Here is a 21336-nt window from a genome sequence, read left to right as displayed (position 1 = left end):
GCGTCAAGTTATGTCAAACTTCTCAAAATGACTTAGCGGCAGATCGTCGCTTTCTCTTTCGATGAAATATAACGTCGAATCAATGCGCGGCCTCGTGGCTGTCCGCATCGACTTCTTGCTTTCGCCGCGGCTTGAGCTTGCGGTACGCAATGCGTGTTTCGGCTCCTTGGATTGAGAGCCGTTTTGCGCTTTCTTGCCCAAGTCTCTCTCCGTCGTACCCGTGCCTAGCATGACCACAAAACGTGATTCGGCTGAAGCGCCCCACAGCAAAATCCTAGCCTCATTTGGTTAATTGTTGATTCATCTTGTGGATGATTTCTGGATGGCGCGATAGAGTCGACAAAACTCTTCACTCCGCCGATCGTTCTTGCCAGGCTCGGGATTTCTTTTCGGCTCGTCGCGAGCGTTTCAAACAGCCAGTAGGTCCAGCAAACAAACGGTCCAAGGTCAACGGTCATCTCAAACAGAGGCGATGCGCAAAAGCTGCGTCAAATCAAAACTGTGCAATGTCCATCAGACACAGCAGCAGGCAACTTGGTGAAATGCTGCGCGACATCAGGGTAAGCTCACAAACAAACGAGCAGCGATCCATCCGCGTTGGACGCGGAGACGAAACGCTTTGCGGCCATGTCTGACGGCCGCCGGGTCAACGCCCCAGCTGCTACTGCGACCTTGAAATTGTCCGCGGTAGCTTACGGGCATTATCCGAAAGGTCTGACGGGCTGTACTACTTTTGACTGCATTTGGTGGGGGCGTCTTTGAAGATCAAGTCGATTGCTATTAAGAATTTCCGTTCGTTCAAAAATACCGTGGTCGACCTGGATGACTACACAGCTTTCGTGGGCCCGAACGGCGCAGGTAAATCTACCGTTCTCTGCGCGCTGAACATCTTTTTTCGTCAGACGGAGGAAGCTCCGACAAATCTCATCGAGCTTGACGTTGAGGATTTCCACAACGGCAACGTAAAAGAGCCGATCGAGATTACATTGACTTTTCACGATCTTGAGCCTGAGGCGCAAGCAGATTTCGCCGAATACTACCGGTCAGGTATCCTGGTCGTGTCAGCGGTTGCGGAATTCAGCGAAACGACGCGCAGGGCTACGGTTCGCCAGTTCGCCAAACGCAGCGCAATGAAGGAGTTCAGCGAGTTCTTCCGAAGATTCAACGACGGAGCTCCTGCGGGTGAATTGGCGGGGATCTATGAGGAGATACGAGAGACTCACCCCGAATTCGGTCTTCCCAAAAAAGGCAGCAAAGAAGCCAATCGCCAAGCTCTTCGATCATACGAGGAAGACCACCCGGAACGATGCGTTCTGATTGATAGCGAAGATCAATTCTACGGCTTCAGCAAGGGCGGCGATCGTCTGTCCCGCTATATCCAATGGGTCTACGTGCCCGCGGTCAAAGATGCGACCAAGGAGAACGTCGAAGGGCGCAACACGGCCCTGGGCAAGCTGCTCGCCCGGACAGTTCGTTCAAAGGTGAATTTTGATGGAGAGATCGCCTCACTTAGAGACACCACCCTCGATGCTTACAAGACAATCATCCAGAAGCAGCAAGCCGCGTTAGACGACCTCTCCCAAGCGCTGACCGCTAAGCTCGGCGAATGGGCCCACCCAGAGGCGGTTGCGCGGCTGGAATGGACCGAGGATCCGGTCAAGTCTGTGCAGATAGCCGATCCTGCGGCGCGGCTATTCGCGAGCGAGGGAACGTTTTCAGGTGACCTCGCCAGATTTGGGCACGGCCTTCAGCGATCCTATCTGCTGGCTCTCCTTCAAGAGCTCGCCGCGACGAACGAGACGTCGCAGCCTCGGCTGATTCTGGGATGCGAGGAGCCGGAGCTCTATCAACATCCCCCGCAAGCACGTCATTTGGCCTCTGTTTTCAAAAGGTTGAGCGAGGGAAATGCGCAGATCCTGGTTTCAACCCACAGTCCGTACTTTGTATCCGGAAGGCATTTTGAACATGTGCGTCTGGTTCGAAGGGATGAGACAAAAAGGGAGTCCAGCATACGCTGGACGACCTGCGAAAAAGTCGTCGAGAGGCTATCTGAGATCTCCGGAGAGAAGGTGACGCCGATTGAGGCAGAGCGTGCGCAGCTCCATCAAGCTCTGCAGCCACACCTCAACGAGATGTTTTTCACCCAGAAGCTGGTGCTGGTCGAGGGTTTGGAAGACACGGCTTACATCACCGCGTGGATGACATACTTGTCTCTCTGGGACGACTATCGCAAATCAGGCTGCAACATTGTTGCAGCGAATGGAAAGAGTTCGCTCATTGAGCCGCTGCTCATAGCAAAGGAACTGGGCATTCCGACCTTCGTCGTCTTTGATTCCGATGGCAACGAACAAAATCCGGGACGCCGCAATCTTCACAAACTTGATAACCTGAAAATTCTAGCCCTGCTGGGCGGTGATGTTGCCACGCCTTTCCCCGACAATCCGGTGTGGACCAGCAGCTATGCGATATGGCCGGAGAATCTCGGCTCGATCCTCAAGCAAGAGGCAGGAGCCGCGCTTTGGGAGAGTTCCTATTCAGCGGCCACCAAGGGATTGGGCAATCCGTCCGGCAGCTTTGTCAAGAACACCGTCCACATTGGGGATCATTTGGCGATCCTGAGAGAGAAAGGCGCAAAGATGCCGACGCTTGATAGCCTTTGTGCAGCGATCCTGGCGTTGACTTGAGACATTGGGGGCAACAATGGACTACGTGGAAGTGCGATCCAGCACTGTGAGCGCAGTTGGATACGATGAGGAAACAAGAGTCTTGGGCGTACAATTCCGCAATGGCAGTGAGTATCACTACTTTGCTGTACCCGAGGCGCTGTTCAAAGGCCTCAAAGCGGCCACCTCGGTGGGTAGCTACTTGAACACATTTATCAAGGATGCCGGTTTCCAATTCAAGCGAGTCAGATAGAGGAGCTGCAGCGAAGAACGGACGGTACTATGATCGAGCCAACTATCACCTGCCCAAAATGCAGCGGCGAGATAAAGCTGACCGAATCGCTCGCGGCGCCATTGCTGGAGCAGGCCCAGAAACAATTTCAGAGCCAGCTAGCAGCCAAAGAAGCCGAATTTGCAAGGAGATCCGAAGAAGTTCGGACACAGCAGGCTGAGGTTGCGAGAGCGCGGGAGCAGATCGACGAGTTGGTCGCCACCAAGTTGAAAGGTGAACGGTCGCAAATCGCAGCCAACGAAGCCAAGAAGGCTCGCGAGGCGGCCGCCCTGGAGCTCGAGAACAAGGACAGGGAAACGACTGAGCTGAAAGAGCTGTTGGCGAAAAATAACGAGAAGCTCGCCGCGGCCCAAAAGGACCAGGCAGAGCTCCTGCGCAAACAGCGCGAAATTGAGGACGCCCGGAGAGAGCTTGATCTGACCGTTCAGAAGAAGGTCCAAGAGGAGCTTGCCGGCGTGAGGACGAAGGCCAAGCAGGAGGCCGAGGACGAGCTAAAGCTCAAGGTTTCAGAAAAAGATCAACAGATCGCCGGCATGACCCGCACAATCGAGGAATTGAAGCGAAAGGCCGAGCAGACCTCACAGCAGGCTCAGGGGGAGGTCCTGGAGCTTGAACTGGAAGACGTACTCAGGGCGCGCTTTCCGACGGACGTAATTGAGCCAGTGGCGAAGGGCGAACTCGGCGCCGATGTTATCCAGCGTGTTAACGGCGCCATCGGGGTGGCTGCGGGCGTGATCTTGTGGGAATCAAAACGCACCAAGAACTGGTCCGACGGTTGGCTGCCCAAGTTACGGGGTGATCAAAGACGCTGCGGCGCCGATGTTGCGTTGGTCATCTCGAACGCCCTTCCAAAGGACATCGAAAACTTCGATTTGGTGGACGGCATTTGGATAGCTCATCCGCGCTGCGCGGTCCCGGTGGCGGTAGCCCTCCGGCAGTCCCTTGTAGCCGTCAACAGCGCGCGTACCATGCAGCAGGGCCAGCTGAGCAAGGCTGAGGAAGTTTATCAGTATCTAACCGGAAAGAGATTCCGGCAACGTCTAGAGGCTATCGTTGAACGCTTCAATGACATGCGCGAGGATCTGGATAAAGAACGCAAGTTTATGACACGCGTTTGGGCAAAGCGCGAAAGTCAATTAACGAGCGTGATTGAGTCCACGATCGGAATGTATGGAGATTTGCAAGGCATCGCTGGGAAAGCCATGCCTGAAATAGAGAGCCTCGACACGCCATTGCTGGACGGCCCTGGAGCCGAGGCATAGTGACGCTAGATCACTGTCACACGACGCTTTCGGCGTGTGGCGCGAACTAAGCGCGAATCGGATAAAATCCGAGTTCGTCACCAGCAATCCCCTGCGACCGGCCTATCGGCCGGGCTCCTGAACCGGGGACTCGGCGTTCCGCGAGTCCGAGCTGGCGGGCTGTAACCCGCTCAAGCAGAAAGGGAGGCGGCCATGGCAAATCATGGCGGCCAGCCAAAGTCTGTTTACGTCAATGCCTACTTGCGTTGGCGTTTCGGCAAGTTAGAGCATGTGTGCTCCCACTTCCGGTCCCTTCCGGGACAACTTGACTTCGGCTTTTGACGATTTGGGCATGGCTCAGATCGGCCAGTGACGACGCCGGGGATACGTCCCCCGGTGAGTGTTGCGTAGCGAGACCTGACCTCTCGGTCCGGTCTCGTTTCGCAGCTCTGAGAAGTGCTTTTCGTCGTCGGCTTGTTGCCAACTTCATGCGAACTTGGACCAAACGGAATCCGTAACGGCAGGTTAAAGTGGATTAGTTAGCGATGACGTATCCTCTGCATCTTCTCGGCTGGAAGGCTTTTCAAGATCTTTGCATTGCGCTTGCCGAGGAATGCCTGCGTCGTCCTGTCCAGAATTTTCTGCCTGGCAATGACGCCGGTCGCGATGGCGCGTTTATTGGTCGATGGGACGGGGACGATCCGGCTGCAGGTGCGTCAACGATCCAGTGTAAATTCACGTCGAAGCCCTCGAATCTGACGATGAGTATTCTCGGTGATGAGCTGGAGAAGGCAAGAAGGCTTGCGAAGCGGCGATTGGCAGCCGACTACATCATCCTGACAAATCATTCCGTATCAGGCGCAAGCGAACTAAAGATCAAGGAAGCCTTCGAGAAGCAAGGGGTGGGACGCTGCCGCGTGTTTGGCTATGATTGGATTGTAAGGCAGGTCCGGTCGTCTCCGCGGCTGCGGATGATGGCTCCGCGGCTGTACGGTCTGGGCGATCTCAACGAATTCCTCGATGAGCGCGCCTACGCGCAGGCGCAGTTGATCCTGTCGGCCATGGGTAACGATCTCCAACGCTTGGTCGTCACGGAAGCACATCGCAAGAGCGTGCGAGCCATCAGTGCGCATAACCTGGTGCTCCTGCTGGGGGCGCCTGCCGCTGGCAAGTCCACAATCGGAGCAAGTTTGGGAATTGGTGCTGCTGACATCTGGCAGTGCGCCACTGTCAAGGTTACTTCGCCCCAAGAGCTTCAAGAGCGCCTGGCTCCAGGCGGTCGACAATTCTTCTGGATTGATGATGCGTGGGGAACACCCAGTATCAGCGGCAGACGTCCGAAGCCTGGAACCAAGTATTCCCGCTCATGCAAGCGGCAGTCGCCTCGGGCGCGAGATTCTTGATGACCTCCAGAGACTATATCTGGCAAGCAGCAAGAAGCGACTTGAAGTTTCAGGCGCTGCCGATCTTGAGCAAGAGTCAGGTCGTCATCAACGTGCATGAGCTATCCACGCAGGAAAAGGCTCAAATCCTTTACAATCATGTCAAGCTTGGCGATCAGTCGCCGACTTTCCGCGCACAGATCAAGCCTGCCTTGCCAGAGATAGCCGAGCGGAAAGATTTTCTGCCCGAGACAGCGCGCCGGCTGGGGTCGAGCTTCTTTGCGGGGTCCATGAATACATCGAGAGACTCGTTGCTGAAGTTCTTTGCGGAGCCCGAACAATTCTTGTTGGAGAAGATCACCAACTTATCCACTGACTGTCGAGCTGCCATTGCGGTGGTATTCATGAATGGCGATCAGGTGAGATCGCCTGTCTCCGAGAAGGACATTGCGCCGGCAGCGACAGCATTCGGCGTGACGATCGGTTCTGTGCGTGAGCAGCTCGTCGCACTGAATGGCAGCCTGCTTCTGCTGTCCGCCGACGATCATGGACAATTTTGGACGTACAAGCATCCGACGGTCGGCGATGCATTCGCCCATTATGTTGCTCAAAACGCTGAGCTCGTGGACATCTACCTAAGAGGGGCAAAGCCTGATTCAATTGCAAGGGAAGTCGTTTGTGCGGGATGTGTCGTCGCAGGCGCCCCGGTGATCGTGCCCGACAGCTTGCATGACCTTCTGGCGAAACGTCTCTCCTCGCTCGAGGATTACCAAATTGCAAGCTTTCTCTCCTACCGCTCAAACAAGAGCTTTTCACTGCTGATGCTTGAAAAACGTCCAGATGTCCTGGATCGACTTCGCCACTATCACGTGCCAATTAAGGATGACACTGACGCCGATCTTGCAATCAAACTGCACGATCAGGGCTTGCTTCCCTCCGAGCATCTTCAGAAACTCAAAAGCGCTTTGGAGAACGCCGCAATTGAATATGCGGACGCAAGTCTTCTCCAAGAGCCTCGACTGGGTGCGCTTTTCACAGAGGATGAGCGCGAGGCTCTCATGGACCGGATCGAGACGGAGCTCTTTCAAAGCGTTGATGATCAAATACGCCGCTTACGAGGAGAGTGGGACGCCGATACCCCGCCTGACGAATATTTTGATCTCTTTGAGTCCGCATTGAAAATCTTCGTAAGCGCATTGTCTTGTAGAGGGGATTATAGCGGCGTTCTCCGCGCTGCGTCGGACGGGATAAGCCGCGCACTCGGCGACATGTATGACGATTATCAGCCGAGTCCGTCAACGACAGCGCCGACGAGTTCCTCAACTCCTCAGCATGCAGCTCTCTCTTCCCTTTTCCGCGACATTGACGAGTGAGCGTTCTGGTCTGGGCGACTCGCGCATCTGTGCCTGACGTAAAGTCTGCAGGTAACGCGCAGCACTGCCCATATCGTGAGTGATTGCACTTAAATTCTAGTTCGCGCACCGAAGCCGGCTTCGAACGGCATCCAACCTTAGGAGTTGCTTGGGGCGCGGGAACACCGGATCTCAGCTATTGATCCCGAGAAGGAAGCCGCTCTGCTCGGGCTGAAACGTACACGTCAGGATGTTGTCCGCCTGCGCCTCCACATCAGGTGACCTGGTTCGCTCGCTTCTCGATACTTGTGCGGCGTTGCATCAAATGATCGAAGAGTTCGGCCTCATCGAGCAGAAGGCTGTCTTCGACCATGCGTTGGTAGTCCTGCTCCAAGACGGTTCGTGCCTCTCCTTCGGAACCAGCTCCAATGCGCCGCGAACTGCCTTGTGATAGTCGATTGCCGTGCCGAAGTGTCTTTTTCAGAGAAGTACCAGGTCTTGTGCTCGGCCGCGCCATACGGCTTCGGTGGCGAATGGCTTCGTCTTCTTCATCTGAAAATTCGTCGTCTGCCCAAAATTTTTTCAGGCGAGGTCCTCCCGCCTAGAAGCATTTTCCCTAGCCGATTACGTCACGGCCGCCGCGACAGCCGCCACCAGGCCACGATGCCCCTGACTACGATCAGGAGCATCGCCAGAAATCGCTCGATGATCCGCCGCCGCCGGCCGCCGGCCTTTCGGCCGCAGCGTTCTATCAGTTTTATCGGCTCAGCTGTAACCAGATTGGCGGCAGCGGTCCGAGGAAGGAAGTGGCGGCTGATTGCAGGCCAGGTCGCGGCTGCAGACAGCGCTTACGTCACCGCGATTAAATACCAGGGTAAGCGAAGGAACACTCACTAAAACTCAAAAGTGGCACAGCGACGAACATCGGGTACGAGAGGAGTGGTGAACCAAAGCATCGCCGGAGGCAGGCAATGAATGACGATCTTCGTTGGGATATTGGACGGACTCATGAAAGAGCATGGCGTCGATAGTGGAGCGTCGTTTGAGCCCAACTTTTATGGGCCCGAGGGAAATCTCACCCACATCCTAACGAGATCCTCAACGGCCAAAACCGATTGACCAGCTAGCGCCGTGAACCTAATGCACTTAAGCGCTCAAAGCCGCGGCCTGAGAACAAGCGCTTACCATCGCGTCATGTCCCTACCGCGTCAAGATGCGCAGATCTCCTCGCCATTTCCGAGGATCTACACGTTTTCGTCCCAAGAGCTCAAACTCTAGTCTCATGCGAGCTCTGGTCGTGCCCCCGGTGGTGGTGTAGCTCGGTAGAGCAAAGCCGCCCGGACGCGCGCCTCAACTAGCGCCGTAGCGGGCGGGCGGCTTTACGGTGGTCACCGGCAGTTCTCCGGTAGGATCGGGTTGCGACACGCCAACGCAACCGAGGAACCACCGATGACCGACGATATGATGAACCTGCGCACGCTCGTGGAGAAGACCCCTGATGCCGATCTCTTGCGCGAGATGATCGGCTTTGCCGCCCAGCGGCTGATGGAGCTGGAAGTCGAAGGCCAAACCGGTGCAGCCTACGGCGAGAAGAACCCCGAGCGTCTGGCCCAGCGCAACGGCTACCGCGACCGGACCTGGGAGACCCGGGCCGGCACAGTCGAGCTGCGCATCCCCAAGCTGCGCAAAGGCTCCTATTTCCCGGGCTTCCTGGAGCCACGCCGGATGGCCGAGAAGGCGCTCACTGCCGTGGTTCAGGAAGCCTATGTGCAAGGCGTTTCGACCCGCTCGGTCGACGATCTGGTGCAGGCGATGGGGATGAGCGGCATCTCCAAGAGCCAGGTAAGCCGGCTCTGCGCGGAGATCGACGACAAGGTGAAGGCCTTTCTCGCCCGTCCGATCGAGGGCGACTGGCCGTATCTGTGGATCGATGCCACCTACGTGAAGGTGCGCCAGAACGGGCGCATCGTCTCGGTCGCGGTGATCATCGCGGTCGGCGTCAACAGCGATGGCCGGCGCGAGGTGCTCGGCATGGATATCGGCCCGTCCGAGGCCGAGACGTTCTGGACCGCGTTCCTGCGCAAACTCGCCCGCCGGGGCCTGCGCGGCGTCAAGCTGGTCGTCTCCGATGCCCATGAGGGCATCAAGGCCACCGTGACCAAGGTGCTCAATGCCAGCTGGCAACGCTGCCGCGTGCACTTCATGCGCAATGCATTGGCCCATGCCGGCAAGAGCGGCCGCCGCGTCGTCTCCGCCTTCATTGCCACGGCATTCGCCCAGGACGATGCCGAGGCCGCACAAGTACAGTGGCGGAAGGTCGCCGACCAGCTTCGCCCCAAGCTTCCCAAGCTTGCCGGTTTCCTCGACGAGGCCGAGACCGATGTGCTCGCCTATATGACGTTCCCGCCGCAACACCGGACCAAGCTGCACTCGACCAACCCGATCGAGCGCCTCAACGGCGAGATCAAGCGCCGCACCGAGGTCGTCGGCATCTTCCCCAATGAAGACGCCATCGTCCGCCTCATCGGCGCGATCCTGCTCGAGCAAAATGATGAATGGGCCGTCCAGCGCGCCCGCTATATGACGCTGGAAACCATCGCGCCGTTGAGCGATGATCCCACTGTCAGCCTTCCGGCGATCGCCAGCTGACCTGCCCGGCTCTTGCCGGCGAACGCGGTCTCCCGCCGCCAGCTACACCACGCAACGGGACACGATCCGAGCTCTCTCTAGTCGATGGTCTGAGTGCAGTAAGCCCGCCAGCCGATCTGGTCAGTTCCTGGACACCCAGATCGCCGAACAAAAACTGATCGAATTCTTCCTGTTGTGCAGCGATGTTCGCGAGATGCTTGCGGGCCTTAACCGTTAAGAACAACTGCATGACACGTGCATCCTGAGCGCTAGATTTGCGCCGCAGGAATCCTTTTTTTCCAGCAGTTTCGATTGTATCGTTATGAACGACGGGTCAGCCGTCAGCAATTTCGCAATCGCGCTGCCCGGAACGCCTTTGTCCCTGTCCAGTCAGTCAGAGCCATCAAGATCATCAATTGTGGCCCGGTAATTCCGAGTGCACTGCCCCAGAAATGGCGAATATCTTCGAGACATACATTAATCGATCTAATCTCACACGCGAATCGCCGCACCATCTCCTGACTCTCAGTAGAGCCATTTCCGGATTGTGTTGCTAACTTAGGCAAATTCGGCGCCATTCAAGGCAAGATCGCTGTCGGAACAATCCAAGAAAGTGCCACTGTTGCTCGCTTGCACTTGGCCCGATGTCACGCCCTCACCCAATCCGGGGCGACGACCGGTTCATGGCCTGAAGCGTTCCGACAACGCACGACCATGTGAAATAGATTCGCACGGGCACTGTGGGGAAATCCGTCAAAAATGGTCGCTCTTCCGTGAAAATCCAGCGCACCGGCGCGCAGTGCGAGCAAATAGCAGACTCGCAGATCGACTCCGCATCCGGTAGGTGGCCACTGAACATCCGCTTACTCGGGTCGGCGCTCGGCCGCCTAGGCGAGCCGATGCGGGGACACGGGCGCTAACCGGGCTCGACGCTCTCCGCCCTTGGCGCGATCCAGCGCGATCCAGCGCGATCCCACGCATCTGCGCTTTATTTCGCTGCCGAAAGCGAGAAAAGTGCAGCGAAAGTAACCTGGAGATGTACCAAGGTACATGATCTAAGTTGCTGATTTAAGCGAACGCTGTTGGGGCTTTGATATGAAGAGAATTCTGTCACTTTTGCTGCTCGCCCAATTCTTCTTTCTTTCCGGCGAGGCCATGGCGCAGGGGCTTCCTGCTCCGTCATACTGGAAAAACGAACGGGGTTCGGAACTGTTTGTTTGGTCCGCCAATGGCGGGGCACTACAAGGGACTTTCACGAACCATGCTCAAGGGTTTGCGTGCCAGGGCATTCCTTATCCTGCATCGGGCGCCGTTCGTCGAACCGGCTTGTATTTTGTTGTTACTTTTGCCCAGTGCAATTCTTTCACCCGTTGGATTGGAAAAATTAACGGGTCTCAAATGCCGACGTCATGGACGCTGCTCTACGTTGATAAGAACGGTAAGCCTAGCAAGTTGAAGGGCGCCGATACATTTACGCGGATATGGTAGTTTTCAATCTTCTTGCAACGTCGCGACTTTAGATTGGAAACTCGCTCGCGCAAGTTTTGGCGTGGCTCTCGTTGAGCCATGTAAGCTCTGCTTGCAAAGCTCTGGGCTGTCCAGGATCAGTCAAGCTCGGTGTTTGACAGCCCGAAGACCCTGCCGGAACGGCCCTGGAGTAGCATCAAAAGGCCCCTCCCAGATCCGAAAGGACAGTCTAAGCTTGCATCCAAATTGCGGGACGATCCGTGCATTAGCATTCCTTTTCAGAGTCTTTTTGAAGCCAAGCGCGGGTTCAAGCAGGTGCCGTTAGCATGTGCGGCGTTCGTGTTGGTGCCTTTGGTTGGCGGATGTGAGTTTTCAGCTCTCGATACTAAAGATTCTCGCCGGCCAACCGGAGGGCCGAGGCAGTCTCGCTGTCCTGAAGGATTACCTGGCGGTGTTCTACACCAGCGGTCCGGAGTGGACGGCTCGTATGAAGCGATTGGCAGATCGGGCGCCGGATCTCGATATTTTCGGACAGAAGCCGGTAGCGCGAGAATCCGGGCAATGGATCATAACGGAGGGGGGCCGGGACTTTCTTGCTTCGCTGGAGCAGGCGGCCTTACCGGCCACTCAGGAGCGAGCGCTCGACAAAACGACTGAGAAGCCTCACGCAAGTAAGCTTCCCATGCTGCCTGTGGCGCCGCAACGCCGCAGCGCCAGTCGACGCATCGCCCCCGGCAGCAGCCGATGGTGCAAGGCCGGTCGGCCTAGCCATTCTGCGAAGCTAGGGTCAGGCCCCATAAACCGAGTGAAAGCGTCAGATGACCGCTGCTCGTCCATAGCGGCCAGCGATCTTGAGGTGGTAGTCAATCGCGAGCCGCCCGAATCATGTGGCATCGGAGTGCGACTCTTAACGCGCGTCTACCTTTCGCGCCGAGACCAGGAGCATCATTGGCCGCTCCAGCTCTTCGGCCAGTTCGGGCAACTGCTCGATCTGTTCGCGCACCGGGGCGAATTCCTCGACCCGGCGCAACTCGAAGCCCACACCGATCAACGTGTTGAGCGTCGTGCCGAGAGTCCGGTGGTACTTCACCACACCTTTGGCGAACCAATCCGTCCGGCGTTCGCCCTCGACCGAATAGCCATTGACCGGCCAGGTCATGCGACCGTCTTCATCGGCAACCCAATGCGGATGCGCTGCCGCCATGAAGATCGGATGCTCGATCGTGAAGATCAGATCTCCTCCGAGAACCAGCGCGTTTTGGATCATGCGCGCAAAGCGCCCGAAATCTCGAATGTAATGAGATGTCAGGGAGCTGTAGACGAGGTTGAAGGCCGCCTTGGCCAGTTCGATCGTCTCGAGGTCTGCGATCTTGTATTCGATGGCCAGGTCCGAGGTATCGGCCTTGGCGCGAGCGATCATGTTCTGCGAAAGATCGACTCCGAGCACCGAGGCCGCCCCCTGGATTCTCATCCAGCGCGAAGCCCAGCCGAAGCCGCAGCCCAGATCGGCAACGCGTTTGCCGGGCAGTTCGGGCAGCATGGCCCGGATTGCCGGCCATTCCGGTGCGCCGTCCAGCCCGTGCACCTGTCGGGACAATTGACTGTAACAAGCGAAGAAATCAGGATTGTCGTAGATGTTTTGTGCCATGTTCATCTCCTCCTTGAAGGGAGGACGAGGCACGTTTCCAAGCGGAAAGACCTCGTCCGCGAGGGCGAGGCCAGGGTTGGCGATCCGCGTGTTCAGTTTGCGTGGTCGACATCCCGGCACCCCGCCTTGGGGATGCCGGCCAACCGGGCGACAATATGAATGTCCTTCTCAACCATGGCCAATATCTCGGCGAATCCTCAGGCGAAGTCAAGCTCGCGGCATTGCCATGATGGCTGCCTTATCCGCACAGCCGCTTTGGCAGGGCAGGATTCCATCTCATGTCGCATCGTGATTCAGGTGCGGAAGGAGGACCTGCCGATGTCTGATAAATTCTGGCTCACCATGGCTCAGCACAAGCGCATTGAGCTATATTTCCCAAAGTCGTGCGGCGCCCGCGCGTGGACGACCGGCGTGCACGAGCGCGCTTGTAGATCCGCGAATTCGGCTGTCAATCGGCGTCCGAAATGGCATTTTGATTCCACTCGAGGGCTATCGTGTCGCGCTGTTCGATCACGAAGCTAAAGCTTGTCGCCAAGATTGGGCCACGATCATCGCGAACTTCAACTGCCATTCGATGTTGCGGCCTGCCTCTGGCCCATTCGCGGGCTATCTCCGAAAGCGCAGCGGTCGCCTCCTGCCGCGCAGACTCGATGTCCGGCAGCTCTAGACCTTCATCGTCACGGATGAATTGGCTGCCGTCGCGGATATCAAAATAGTATCTCTTCATTGCAACCGACTCACGAGGGACCATCGAACATCTCTTGCAGTTCCAGATGATCTGCCTGTGTCCTTGGGCTCGGCTGCATGGCCGAGCGCCAACCATTTCCTGCAGCGTGAAAGGCAGTCAGTATGTTGGCTTTAGATCAAGGCAAAGGCGAGCAGGCTAGAGCAAGCAGCGCAACGCCAGCCGCAGTCAGTGCCAGGAGACTTCCCGAGATAAGGTCGTGATTGGGCATGCAACGCTCTCGATTACATCACAGAGTGAGAGCAGCACTCGCTGCCGTCGCCGCTTGCCGGCCAACCATAGATTACTATTTGAATCGAGTGCACTATTCCTGCTGTTACTATGAGTAAACGCATTTTTCCCGCACGATCGCGACGCCGCTCGCCGCCTTGCGGCGAAGAAGACGCATAGGACTATAGGACTGATGCTTGAGCTGCTGCGTTTTTCAGGCAGCCTAACCTTGGGTCTGAATGCTGGACATTGCGCGCCAATTCCCTGAGCTTACCCGACTTCTCGATCAGTCATCCGAGATTTGCCATGGCAGTTCGTTCGCAAGTTGAATTAAGGGCGCGACGCGGTATCCAAAGGGCGAAGCCAGTGGCTCGGCACGCAAACTTCGGCGATATCTCTACCGTCTCCCGACGGGGAAGTCGGATCACGTAGGTGAAGCCAATAACGATTAGCGACCGACTGTCGCTCGTCATCTCATGCTCCGTCGAAGCCACCGATGCCGTGTCGCGTGGTCATCCTGAGTGCGCTCCTCGCCCTTTTTCGGACTTCACGCGAGGTCCGGATTCGCGGCCGAACATGCGGATCAAAGCGTAAGTCCGCCAATCACTCTGGATTCATAAGTTCATATTTCTGATTCTGTGGCTTGGGATCTACGGGTTGAGAACGTTTGCCATTTCGTCGATATGGGCGTCGATCCGGGTGAGGACCTGCTTAGGCACGACGTCGCGTTCTGGAAGAACCAACCACTTGTCTCGCACGGCCGCCGCAGTCTCGGCCACGGCTGTTATAACGGCCCCCTCCGGAAGACGGCTGCGGTTTGCGAAATTGCGCCAGCGCTCTGGAGTTAGCGCCTTGAACGACTTTTCGCCTGCGAGGCTCAGGGCTAGTCCGTCTTTCGGGATGTAGGGAATTGTTGAAAGTACGTCGTAGACGGGCGATAGCGTTGGGGTTCGGCCATCACCGAGATAGAGCAGCGACCAATTCTTGAGATGCATATCGCCGTTTCCGGTAATCGCGGTGAGCGCGAGGCGTCGAACAAAATCAATTGCTGAATCGAAGGAGACGCCGCTGGTCAACGCTGCGGCGATATTGTGATACGCTGCACCCGTGTATTTCTCGGAGGGATAGCGGCCGAAGACTTGCGCAAAGTCTTCCATATGCACACGCGCACCGTCAGCGCCGCGGTCGAAGCGGCGGACAAGCAGCACCTTGCCTGTGGACGTGGTGTTGAATTCTTCCGGAATGCCAGCGAACTCCGACTTGTCGACGAGTTCGCGGTCCGGCACTTCCATCCCGAGGGCTTCCGCCAAGGCCAGGATTGCGAATTCGTTTTCCGAGAGCCCGATGTGTGTGAGGGAGGGAAATTTCGCGATGTACTGCCCTTGTTCGTCGTCGACGGCGAGTGTGATGCCCCCCTCCTTTCCGGAATTTTTTATAACGGAAAGCTTCATTTGGACGCCGGCGAGCGAGAAACGCGCCTTCTTCTTACCCTCGGCCTCGGGACCGGCTGGAACGGGGATGCCATCACTTGGTAGGGCGCGCACCGCTCCTGGTAGGTTGGTACCCAGCGCAGCCAACAGATCGAAGTCATTTCCGGGTCTTACTGACGTCGCGTGGTGTTTTTCCATCGCTTCGCGGAGTTTCTCTTCGGGCAGCAGGTTCGCAAAGAATGGCGGCAGCGCGCCGCGTATAGGTTTGGGATCCCGGCGGAGGCCGCCATCCGCTGAGCGAAGCGACAGGCTGAAGATTGGCGGGTCACTCAAGCTCCGATAAGCGGGTAAAAGATTGAACGCGTTGTAGTCACCCGGCGTTCGGACGAGCGTGCCGACTGCAAGACCGTCCAATGAAATATCGAGGGATTGGATCCGTTCAGCCGCGAGGACAGCCCGATTCATGATCCTTCCTCCTCTTCGACGTCTGACGTGAAGGCGGGACGATCATCGTCGGCATTGGCTGGCTGCAGCATCGACTGTATGGCGGGCACCATTGCCTGCGGGATCAACATCATTTCCATGCCAAGGGCCCGAGCAACGTTGACGAGGGTCGTTGCGCGGGCGGCGGCGGCGCCCGTTTCAATGTCGCGATAGCGGGGTCTGCTGATATTCGCCCGAAGGGCGATTTGCTCTTGGGACAAGCCAGCAGCCTTGCGCGCTTTTCGAAAGCGCAGACCGAGTTCCTTGAGAAGGGGGTCGGGGGCGACGGAAGGCATGATATGCTCTCGGATCATGTTTAGCCAAAATGATATGTATACAGATCAAATTCGTATCGTCAAGAAGAAGCGTATGCAGATCTTTCCAGCCAAAGATGATCTGCAAACATATCATTTCCGAACGTAATGCCATCACGCCGGGCCGGGACCCGGCGATCCAATATTCTAGCGACGGCGGCGGTCGAACCGAGCCGTGGAGTACCGGTCCCCGGGTAAGCCCAGGCATGACAACGGAATATTGGGCTGGTGTCGTCCACTATTTCTTCTTCGGCGTCGCCTTCGCGGATCTCAGCGCCTGCGGGTCTAAGCCGACATAGAAGATGTAGGAATCGGCAATCGCGGCCGATGGTGCCTGATAGACCACGTCATCCGCGACGAAGCTGAAGGGCACGCCGCCGTACTCCGACCTGGCGACCGTCGTCCGATAGGCTCCGACGCGATCACCTTCTCGCCGATGCCGCCCTGCACCACACCGATACGCAGGCGGATGGCCGAGCACGCGCTCGACCTTGAGGCGCGGCCTGCCGGCGAGACCGTTCTTGAACAATCGGAAGATCTCGACGGATCGACCATGCAGATAATCAGGCTTGGAGGCGGCAGCGAGACGGTTGGCCGGTCGAAGCGGTGCATTCACTGCGGTCAGGCTGGCCCCGACGGCCGTTGCGATCCTCAGAGAAAATGCCGTCGGGCAACAGGGCTTGAGGGCAAGTGTCCCTGAACCGGGTGGTCGCATGGCCGCGGCGCGCCGCCAAGCGTGGCCGTCCCTTCCGCTGTCTAACACGTCTTCGTGCGCAGAAAGCGCAGAGCCTCGGTGACGACTTGGAGAAGGTTGTGACCATCTACGACGACGGCTCCCGTACTGTCTCCGGCCATCGAAAGGCCTGCCATCATCCTGCCTGCCAATGCGGGAGGTCGCTCATACACCTCGGCTGCTTCGAGGCCCCTTTTGCTGGTGGTTTTCACGTGCTTGAATGCGTTGGCAGCCTCACTTGCCAATCGAAATTGCTCGTTTTCTTCCCTAAACTGCCTTCGAAGGGCCGCACGCTTATCGCGATGGTCCTTTCCATCCCACAGGGCACGGTCTCCAGGGAACGCCAAATAGTCGACAGAATGATCTATTGCTACGCAGGTCAGGAAGCCGGTCCTCACACTTGAGGGCTTTGAGCGAAAATCGTTCACTGTCGGCTCAACGATTTCATTGAGATAGCGTTCAAGGTCTTCCATCGTGCCTCCGTCTCTTAGGCCGTCCACTCGTTGGCGTGAATTAACCTTTCTTTCCCGGCCTTTTACGCGGGCAAATTCAGGAGCACCTTGAACGTCCCCTCTCCTTCTACTCGCGCCGTCGCCGGAGTTGCGGCAATTGGTGCATCAAGAGCTGGATTGCCCGAAGAGAAACCGCGCACGAGTTGGTATCTGTAGTCGAATGCGAGCACCCCAACAAATGTGGCCCCGTCTACATAGCCGGTCGCATAGGTTGATACGGTGAACTTAAATCCGGGGACAGGAATCGGCGGCAGTCCAGGCAGCAACTGGGCTTTCTGACCCGGTGGAAGTTCGCCGTTCACCACGTTCTGCAAGATCGTAGGTCCTTCGGCGTTTCTGGAAATAAATTCGTCCGCACAAAAGAAATTGAAATCCTCAAGCCCCGCGAGCTTGTTCAAGGCCGCAAGCTGCTGATAGGGGCTCCTTACGCTCACTGAAGCCAGAAGCCGTCCATCTTCGTTCCGCTTGACGTGACCGCCCGTAACTCCTCCCACTAACCCCTTCAACACGTTCGTTTGAAACAGAGGATGGTCGGAGTAGTGCTCGCCGTACAATACCTCCCCGCCAACAATCTTTACTTCGGAGGGAAGGCCAAACCCGAGAGGCTTATTGACGTCGGGGCGGTTTATCTCGGTCAGCCTTCGTATAGCGTCGTGACCCACGACGTTGAAGAGGTTCATTATTTTCTGTTCCGTTTCTTCGAACGTCCAAGTCAAATAGGGCTGTGTCAATTGCGCTGTAGCGTATAGCCTAAACTCCCTCCCGTTAGTCAGTAGGAAGTATGCCGCACTAATCTCTGGGTGAGCACAGTAGGTGTGAGCCTGCTCAACATCATCTTGAGTGAGCGAGTGCGAAGGCGCTTTAACTTCCACAGTCCAGCGCCCGTAGGACGTCGCATCGCAGATGTAGTCTGCTCGACCAGCCAAGGGAGGGTCTTTCTTCGGCTGCTTCCGTCCCAGGAAAGCCCTGTCGTAGCGTAGCGGGACTTCGGTACGGATATTAGCAACCGTTCCATGTGCGTAGCCCAGTCGGTGCAAAAGCGGACGCACGATGATTTCGCGCACGTCTGTCTCGTTCATCGCATCGAAGTTCGGGGTCATTGGTCATTTCTTTTCGCGTGGATGCGCCTGCCGCTGTGGCCTCACTGCGGAAACGAATCGTTATGTTGGCAGGATACCCGATCGCCTAAAGAAGCAAGCACCTATGCAATTCCGAATTCCCACGATTCCAGATGTTGAGCGATGTACACATGACGGCTTTCGGCCGTGGCACAGGGAAATTCATCTCCTACCTGCGGGTCTCGACCAACAAGCAGGGTCGTAGCGGCCATGGGATCGATGCCCAGCGCGAAGCGGTCACGAGCTACCACAACGGCGGGCCGTGGACGTTGGTGGCTGAGTACGCCGAGACGGAGAGCGGTTGCAAGTCCGATAGAGTCCCTCCCCTTGTTCGAGAGAGCCGCGCGTTGCCACCGGCTTCGTGCGAGCGCTCCATCGTTCTCAAAGCGAATGAAGGCTGCGACGCCGGAGCCAAGGGCGAAACCGGCGGCTGTTTGGCATTCGCTCGTAGGGCTATGCGGATTCCCGACGCGGAAGTCGGATCACATTGGAGCCGCTCGCAACGTATCGACCCCAAGCGTCCATCAACTGTCGTCGCTTCTTCAACGCATTGCCACGCCGATAGGCTTGTTCCGTTTCATCGCCAACCTTGTGGGCCAAGGCCATTTCCGCAATTTCGCGCTCGAAACGCGTTTCGTCACCTGCCCAATCGCGGAAGCTTGATCGGCACCCGTGCGTCGTCATCGCCGGATAGACACTCTTCAGTGCGTGGAGCACGGCGTTCATGCCGAGCGGCTTCGTATGGTCGTTTGACCATTGGCCGGCGAACACGTAGGCGTCGCGCGCGGCCCCCTTCGGGATGACCGCTTTCAAGATCTCAATTGCGCGGTCGCAGAGTGGCACTTCGAAATCTTTGCCTTCTGGATGATCTTCTGTCTTCATCCGGTCCGCCGGGATGGTCCAAAGCCGCTCTGCGAAGTTCACCTCGCGGACGCGCATCAAGAGAGCCTCGCCGGTTCGCACCGCCGTCAAGATGATGTATTCAGCGGCGAGGTTGACGGTCGTGTCCGCGGCTTCGTGCTTGGCCTGAAGCGCCTGGACAACGCCGGGGATGTCCTTGTAGGGCGCGGCCTTATGATGGCGCTTCGACCGTTTCGACTTCGGCAAGAGCGGCTTCAAGGTCTTCCACATCGCGGGGTTCTTCCCGAACCGAAGTCCCTTCGCCTCTGCGGCATCGAGCACGCGCTCAATCCGGCTTCGCGTTTCCCGGGCCGTGCGATTGATCGTCATCCAGATGGGCGACAGAATCCCCAACACGTCGTTCACGGTGATGTTGGCAAGGTCCATGCCTCGAATGGGTTTGCATCGCACCTTCAGGTCGCGCGTCCAGTCGGCGAGCGTATTCTTGCCTTTGAAGCCGGCCTTGATCGATGCCAGAAAGTCGTCCGCGAATTCTCCGAACTTCGTGGCTGCCACTATTTCAGCGCGCCGGTCCGCCGCTAGGTCCTTGCCCTCGGCCAATCTCTTCCGCGCATCCGCAGCCTTCAGCCGGGCGTCAGCGAGCGAGATCCCGTCTTTGCCTTTGCTCTTGGCGGGACCCAGCCCCATTTCTCTGCGCTTGCTGGTGCCACGCACGCGATACAGGAAAATCCATTGGCGCCGCGCGTGCGCACCCGTCTCAATCGCGAGGTAAAGCCCACCGCCGTCACTGTGACGCCCAGGCTCAGCGATGGTCTCCGCTTCCCGAGCCGAGAGCTTGTGCAACTGTCTTTTGGCCATCTCCGCCCCACTATCCGCCCCACCATTGAACACGGTTTGCAGCGGATTGCGGCGAACATCCGTGAACAGCTGCGGATTTTCAGTGGCACGATTATATCATATCTTACAGCGAGTTAGAAGCCTTCCGCGAACGATCGAGGACAAGCACGAAATTCCACCACGAACGTGGTGATGCCAGTCGCGCCTTACTTTTTTCTCGCGTTCGCTTGCCCGCAGTCTATTTGGCCTTCCCCGCAAGCCAGTCCCGCCCCTCGCCATAGAGCTTCTCGACCTCGGGGCCGATCAGGCCGGGCATGTCGCGCTTGACCTTGTAGCCAATCAACTCCTGCATGTAGGCGAGGTGACGGTAGCCTTCGGGCAGCGCGGCGAGCGCCTGCTGGTCGAGGCGAAGCATCGCGGCAGGATCGACGGGGTCGATCCGATCCTTTTCGTAGATCGGCTGGCGGCGGACGATGCCCCACTTGCCTTGCCGGTTCTCCAGGAAATCGTAGAACCGCCCGGTGCAGACGACGTCGCACAGCACGTCGTGGACCAGAGCCCGCTGCGAGATCGTCATCTTGGTTTGCGTAATGGCCCGCTCGCCCGCAAGGTCGATGCTGGTGCCGCCGAGGAAATGCAGGATGCGCACGCCCTTGGCAAAACCCTCCTGGCTGACGCGCATGAAATCCCGCGCCGGCCCCTGAAACCAGGTCGCCGACATCCAGCCCTCTTCATGCCAGACGGTGGCAAACCGCTCCCAGTCGCCAGCGTCGCGCCACACCGCCCAGTTCTCGACGAGGTCGCGGATGGCGAGGCGGTCGAGCAGTTGCTGGTCCATGGGCACGTCTCCGGTGGCTTGAAGCGGCGATGGGTGTCATCGCGGCGAGATACCAAGGGGGCAAGAAGATTGCCGTCAAGCGGTGATGTTTCGCGATAGCTCGAATAGCCCACAATGACGAGAACGCAATACGAGCGCCATGGCTTGCAATCAACCGTAACGCGATTAGTATCTGCACCGATGCAGATGAGATTCCCTTTGCTGGCTGCGTTTTTCGGATTGCTGTTGATCCCGTCGCCGCTGGTATCTGCGCGGCAGACCAGCTCAAATTCTCGACAAGCTCAGCAGGAGGGACCTCGTCAGAGCCACACGGTAAAGGTTGCCGTCGCGATCGATCGCACGGGCAAGGTCATTTCCGCGACCTTGGCGGAGAGCTCCGGCTCTAAAGATTTCGATGACGCGGCTCTGGCGATGCTGAGGAAGGCCGCGCCGTTCCCAAAGCCTCCGTCCGAGATGGAAGGCGATATCCTGAATTTCACCGTGCCTGTCACCTTTACCCCGCGAGGGTCGAAAGTCCCACTCTTGTCGGACCGGAAGGCGGCTCCATCGACCCCAGACCAAGGGCGGCCTGATGCAGGCGCA

The 21336-nt window shown here is 57.6% G+C and carries 15 protein-coding genes and 2 pseudogenes; 7 read left to right on the top strand and 10 right to left on the bottom strand.

Features of this window, described 5'->3' with window-relative positions:
• Positions 1-3: 3 nt before the first annotated feature.
• Positions 4-201, bottom strand: a complete 198-nt coding sequence (locus QA645_RS05115) for a hypothetical protein (protein WP_283048632.1) — start codon at positions 199-201, stop codon at positions 4-6.
• A 557-nt stretch (positions 202-758) separates the two neighbouring features.
• Here QA645_RS05115 and QA645_RS05110 point away from each other — a divergent pair.
• From QA645_RS05110 to QA645_RS05085, 6 genes are all read left to right on the top strand, one after another.
• On the top strand, positions 759-2684 hold the full coding sequence (locus QA645_RS05110) for an AAA family ATPase (RefSeq protein WP_283048631.1): 1926 nt from the start codon (positions 759-761) through the stop codon (positions 2682-2684).
• Between the two features lie 261 nt (positions 2685-2945).
• Positions 2946-4217: a DUF2130 domain-containing protein gene (locus QA645_RS05105; protein WP_283048630.1), complete on the top strand. Its 1272-nt coding sequence runs from the start codon at positions 2946-2948 to the stop codon at positions 4215-4217.
• A gap of 524 nt (positions 4218-4741) precedes the next feature.
• Positions 4742-5599 (top strand): hypothetical protein, encoded by an 858-nt coding sequence (locus QA645_RS05100; RefSeq protein WP_283048629.1) that lies wholly within the window; start codon positions 4742-4744, stop codon positions 5597-5599.
• On the top strand, positions 5563-6951 hold the full coding sequence (locus tag QA645_RS05095; protein ID WP_349253168.1) for a hypothetical protein: 1389 nt from the start codon (positions 5563-5565) through the stop codon (positions 6949-6951). The genes QA645_RS05100 and QA645_RS05095 overlap by 37 nt, the downstream gene beginning before the upstream one ends.
• A 1428-nt stretch (positions 6952-8379) precedes the next feature.
• Complete coding sequence (locus tag QA645_RS05090) at positions 8380-9579, top strand: IS256 family transposase (RefSeq protein ID WP_283046248.1); 1200 nt, start codon at positions 8380-8382, stop codon at positions 9577-9579.
• A gap of 1074 nt (positions 9580-10653) precedes the next feature.
• A complete protein-coding gene (locus QA645_RS05085; RefSeq protein ID WP_283048626.1) occupies positions 10654-11046 on the top strand; it encodes an avidin/streptavidin family protein in 393 nt (130 codons plus the stop codon).
• An 886-nt stretch (positions 11047-11932) separates the two neighbouring features.
• Here the strand turns inward: QA645_RS05085 and QA645_RS05080 are convergent.
• The 7 genes and pseudogenes from QA645_RS05080 to QA645_RS05050 all read right to left on the bottom strand — a co-directional run bounded on the left by QA645_RS05080 (position 11933) and on the right by QA645_RS05050 (position 18200).
• On the bottom strand, positions 11933-12673 hold the full coding sequence (locus tag QA645_RS05080; RefSeq protein ID WP_283048624.1) for a class I SAM-dependent methyltransferase: 741 nt from the start codon (positions 12671-12673) through the stop codon (positions 11933-11935).
• Between the two features lie 448 nt (positions 12674-13121).
• Complete coding sequence (locus tag QA645_RS05075) at positions 13122-13400, bottom strand: hypothetical protein (protein WP_283048622.1); 279 nt, start codon at positions 13398-13400, stop codon at positions 13122-13124.
• 878 nt (positions 13401-14278) lie between these two features.
• On the bottom strand, positions 14279-15523 hold the full coding sequence (locus QA645_RS05070) for a type II toxin-antitoxin system HipA family toxin (RefSeq protein ID WP_283048620.1): 1245 nt from the start codon (positions 15521-15523) through the stop codon (positions 14279-14281).
• Positions 15520-15837, bottom strand: a complete 318-nt coding sequence (locus tag QA645_RS05065) for a helix-turn-helix transcriptional regulator (RefSeq protein ID WP_283048618.1) — start codon at positions 15835-15837, stop codon at positions 15520-15522. The genes QA645_RS05070 and QA645_RS05065 overlap by 4 nt, the downstream gene beginning before the upstream one ends.
• Positions 15838-16093: 256 nt before the next feature.
• Positions 16094-16326, bottom strand: a pseudogene (locus QA645_RS05060) (hypothetical protein); the annotation flags it as partial.
• 285 nt (positions 16327-16611) lie between these two features.
• On the bottom strand, positions 16612-17061 hold the full coding sequence (locus QA645_RS05055) for a hypothetical protein (RefSeq protein ID WP_283048616.1): 450 nt from the start codon (positions 17059-17061) through the stop codon (positions 16612-16614).
• A gap of 62 nt (positions 17062-17123) precedes the next feature.
• Entirely contained in the window at positions 17124-18200 is a 1077-nt protein-coding gene (locus tag QA645_RS05050) for a type I restriction enzyme HsdR N-terminal domain-containing protein (protein ID WP_283048615.1), read from the bottom strand.
• A 149-nt stretch (positions 18201-18349) separates the two neighbouring features.
• Here QA645_RS05050 and QA645_RS05045 point away from each other — a divergent pair.
• Positions 18350-18535, top strand: a pseudogene (locus QA645_RS05045) (recombinase family protein); the annotation flags it as partial.
• 136 nt (positions 18536-18671) lie between these two features.
• On the opposite strand, the gene QA645_RS05040 reads toward QA645_RS05045, so the two are convergent.
• Together QA645_RS05040 and QA645_RS05035 are read right to left on the bottom strand one after the other, a co-directional pair.
• Positions 18672-19937, bottom strand: coding sequence for a site-specific integrase (locus QA645_RS05040; RefSeq protein WP_283048614.1), 1266 nt, complete (start codon positions 19935-19937; stop codon positions 18672-18674).
• 217 nt (positions 19938-20154) lie between these two features.
• A complete protein-coding gene (locus tag QA645_RS05035; RefSeq protein WP_283048613.1) occupies positions 20155-20754 on the bottom strand; it encodes a nuclear transport factor 2 family protein in 600 nt (199 codons plus the stop codon).
• Positions 20755-21336: the final 582 nt, after the last annotated feature.

This window comes from Bradyrhizobium sp. CIAT3101 (assembly GCF_029714945.1).
Lineage (GTDB): Bacteria > Pseudomonadota > Alphaproteobacteria > Rhizobiales > Xanthobacteraceae > Bradyrhizobium.
The sequence above is the reverse complement of the archived record's forward strand: the minus strand, read 5'-3'. Positions and strand labels throughout refer to the sequence as shown.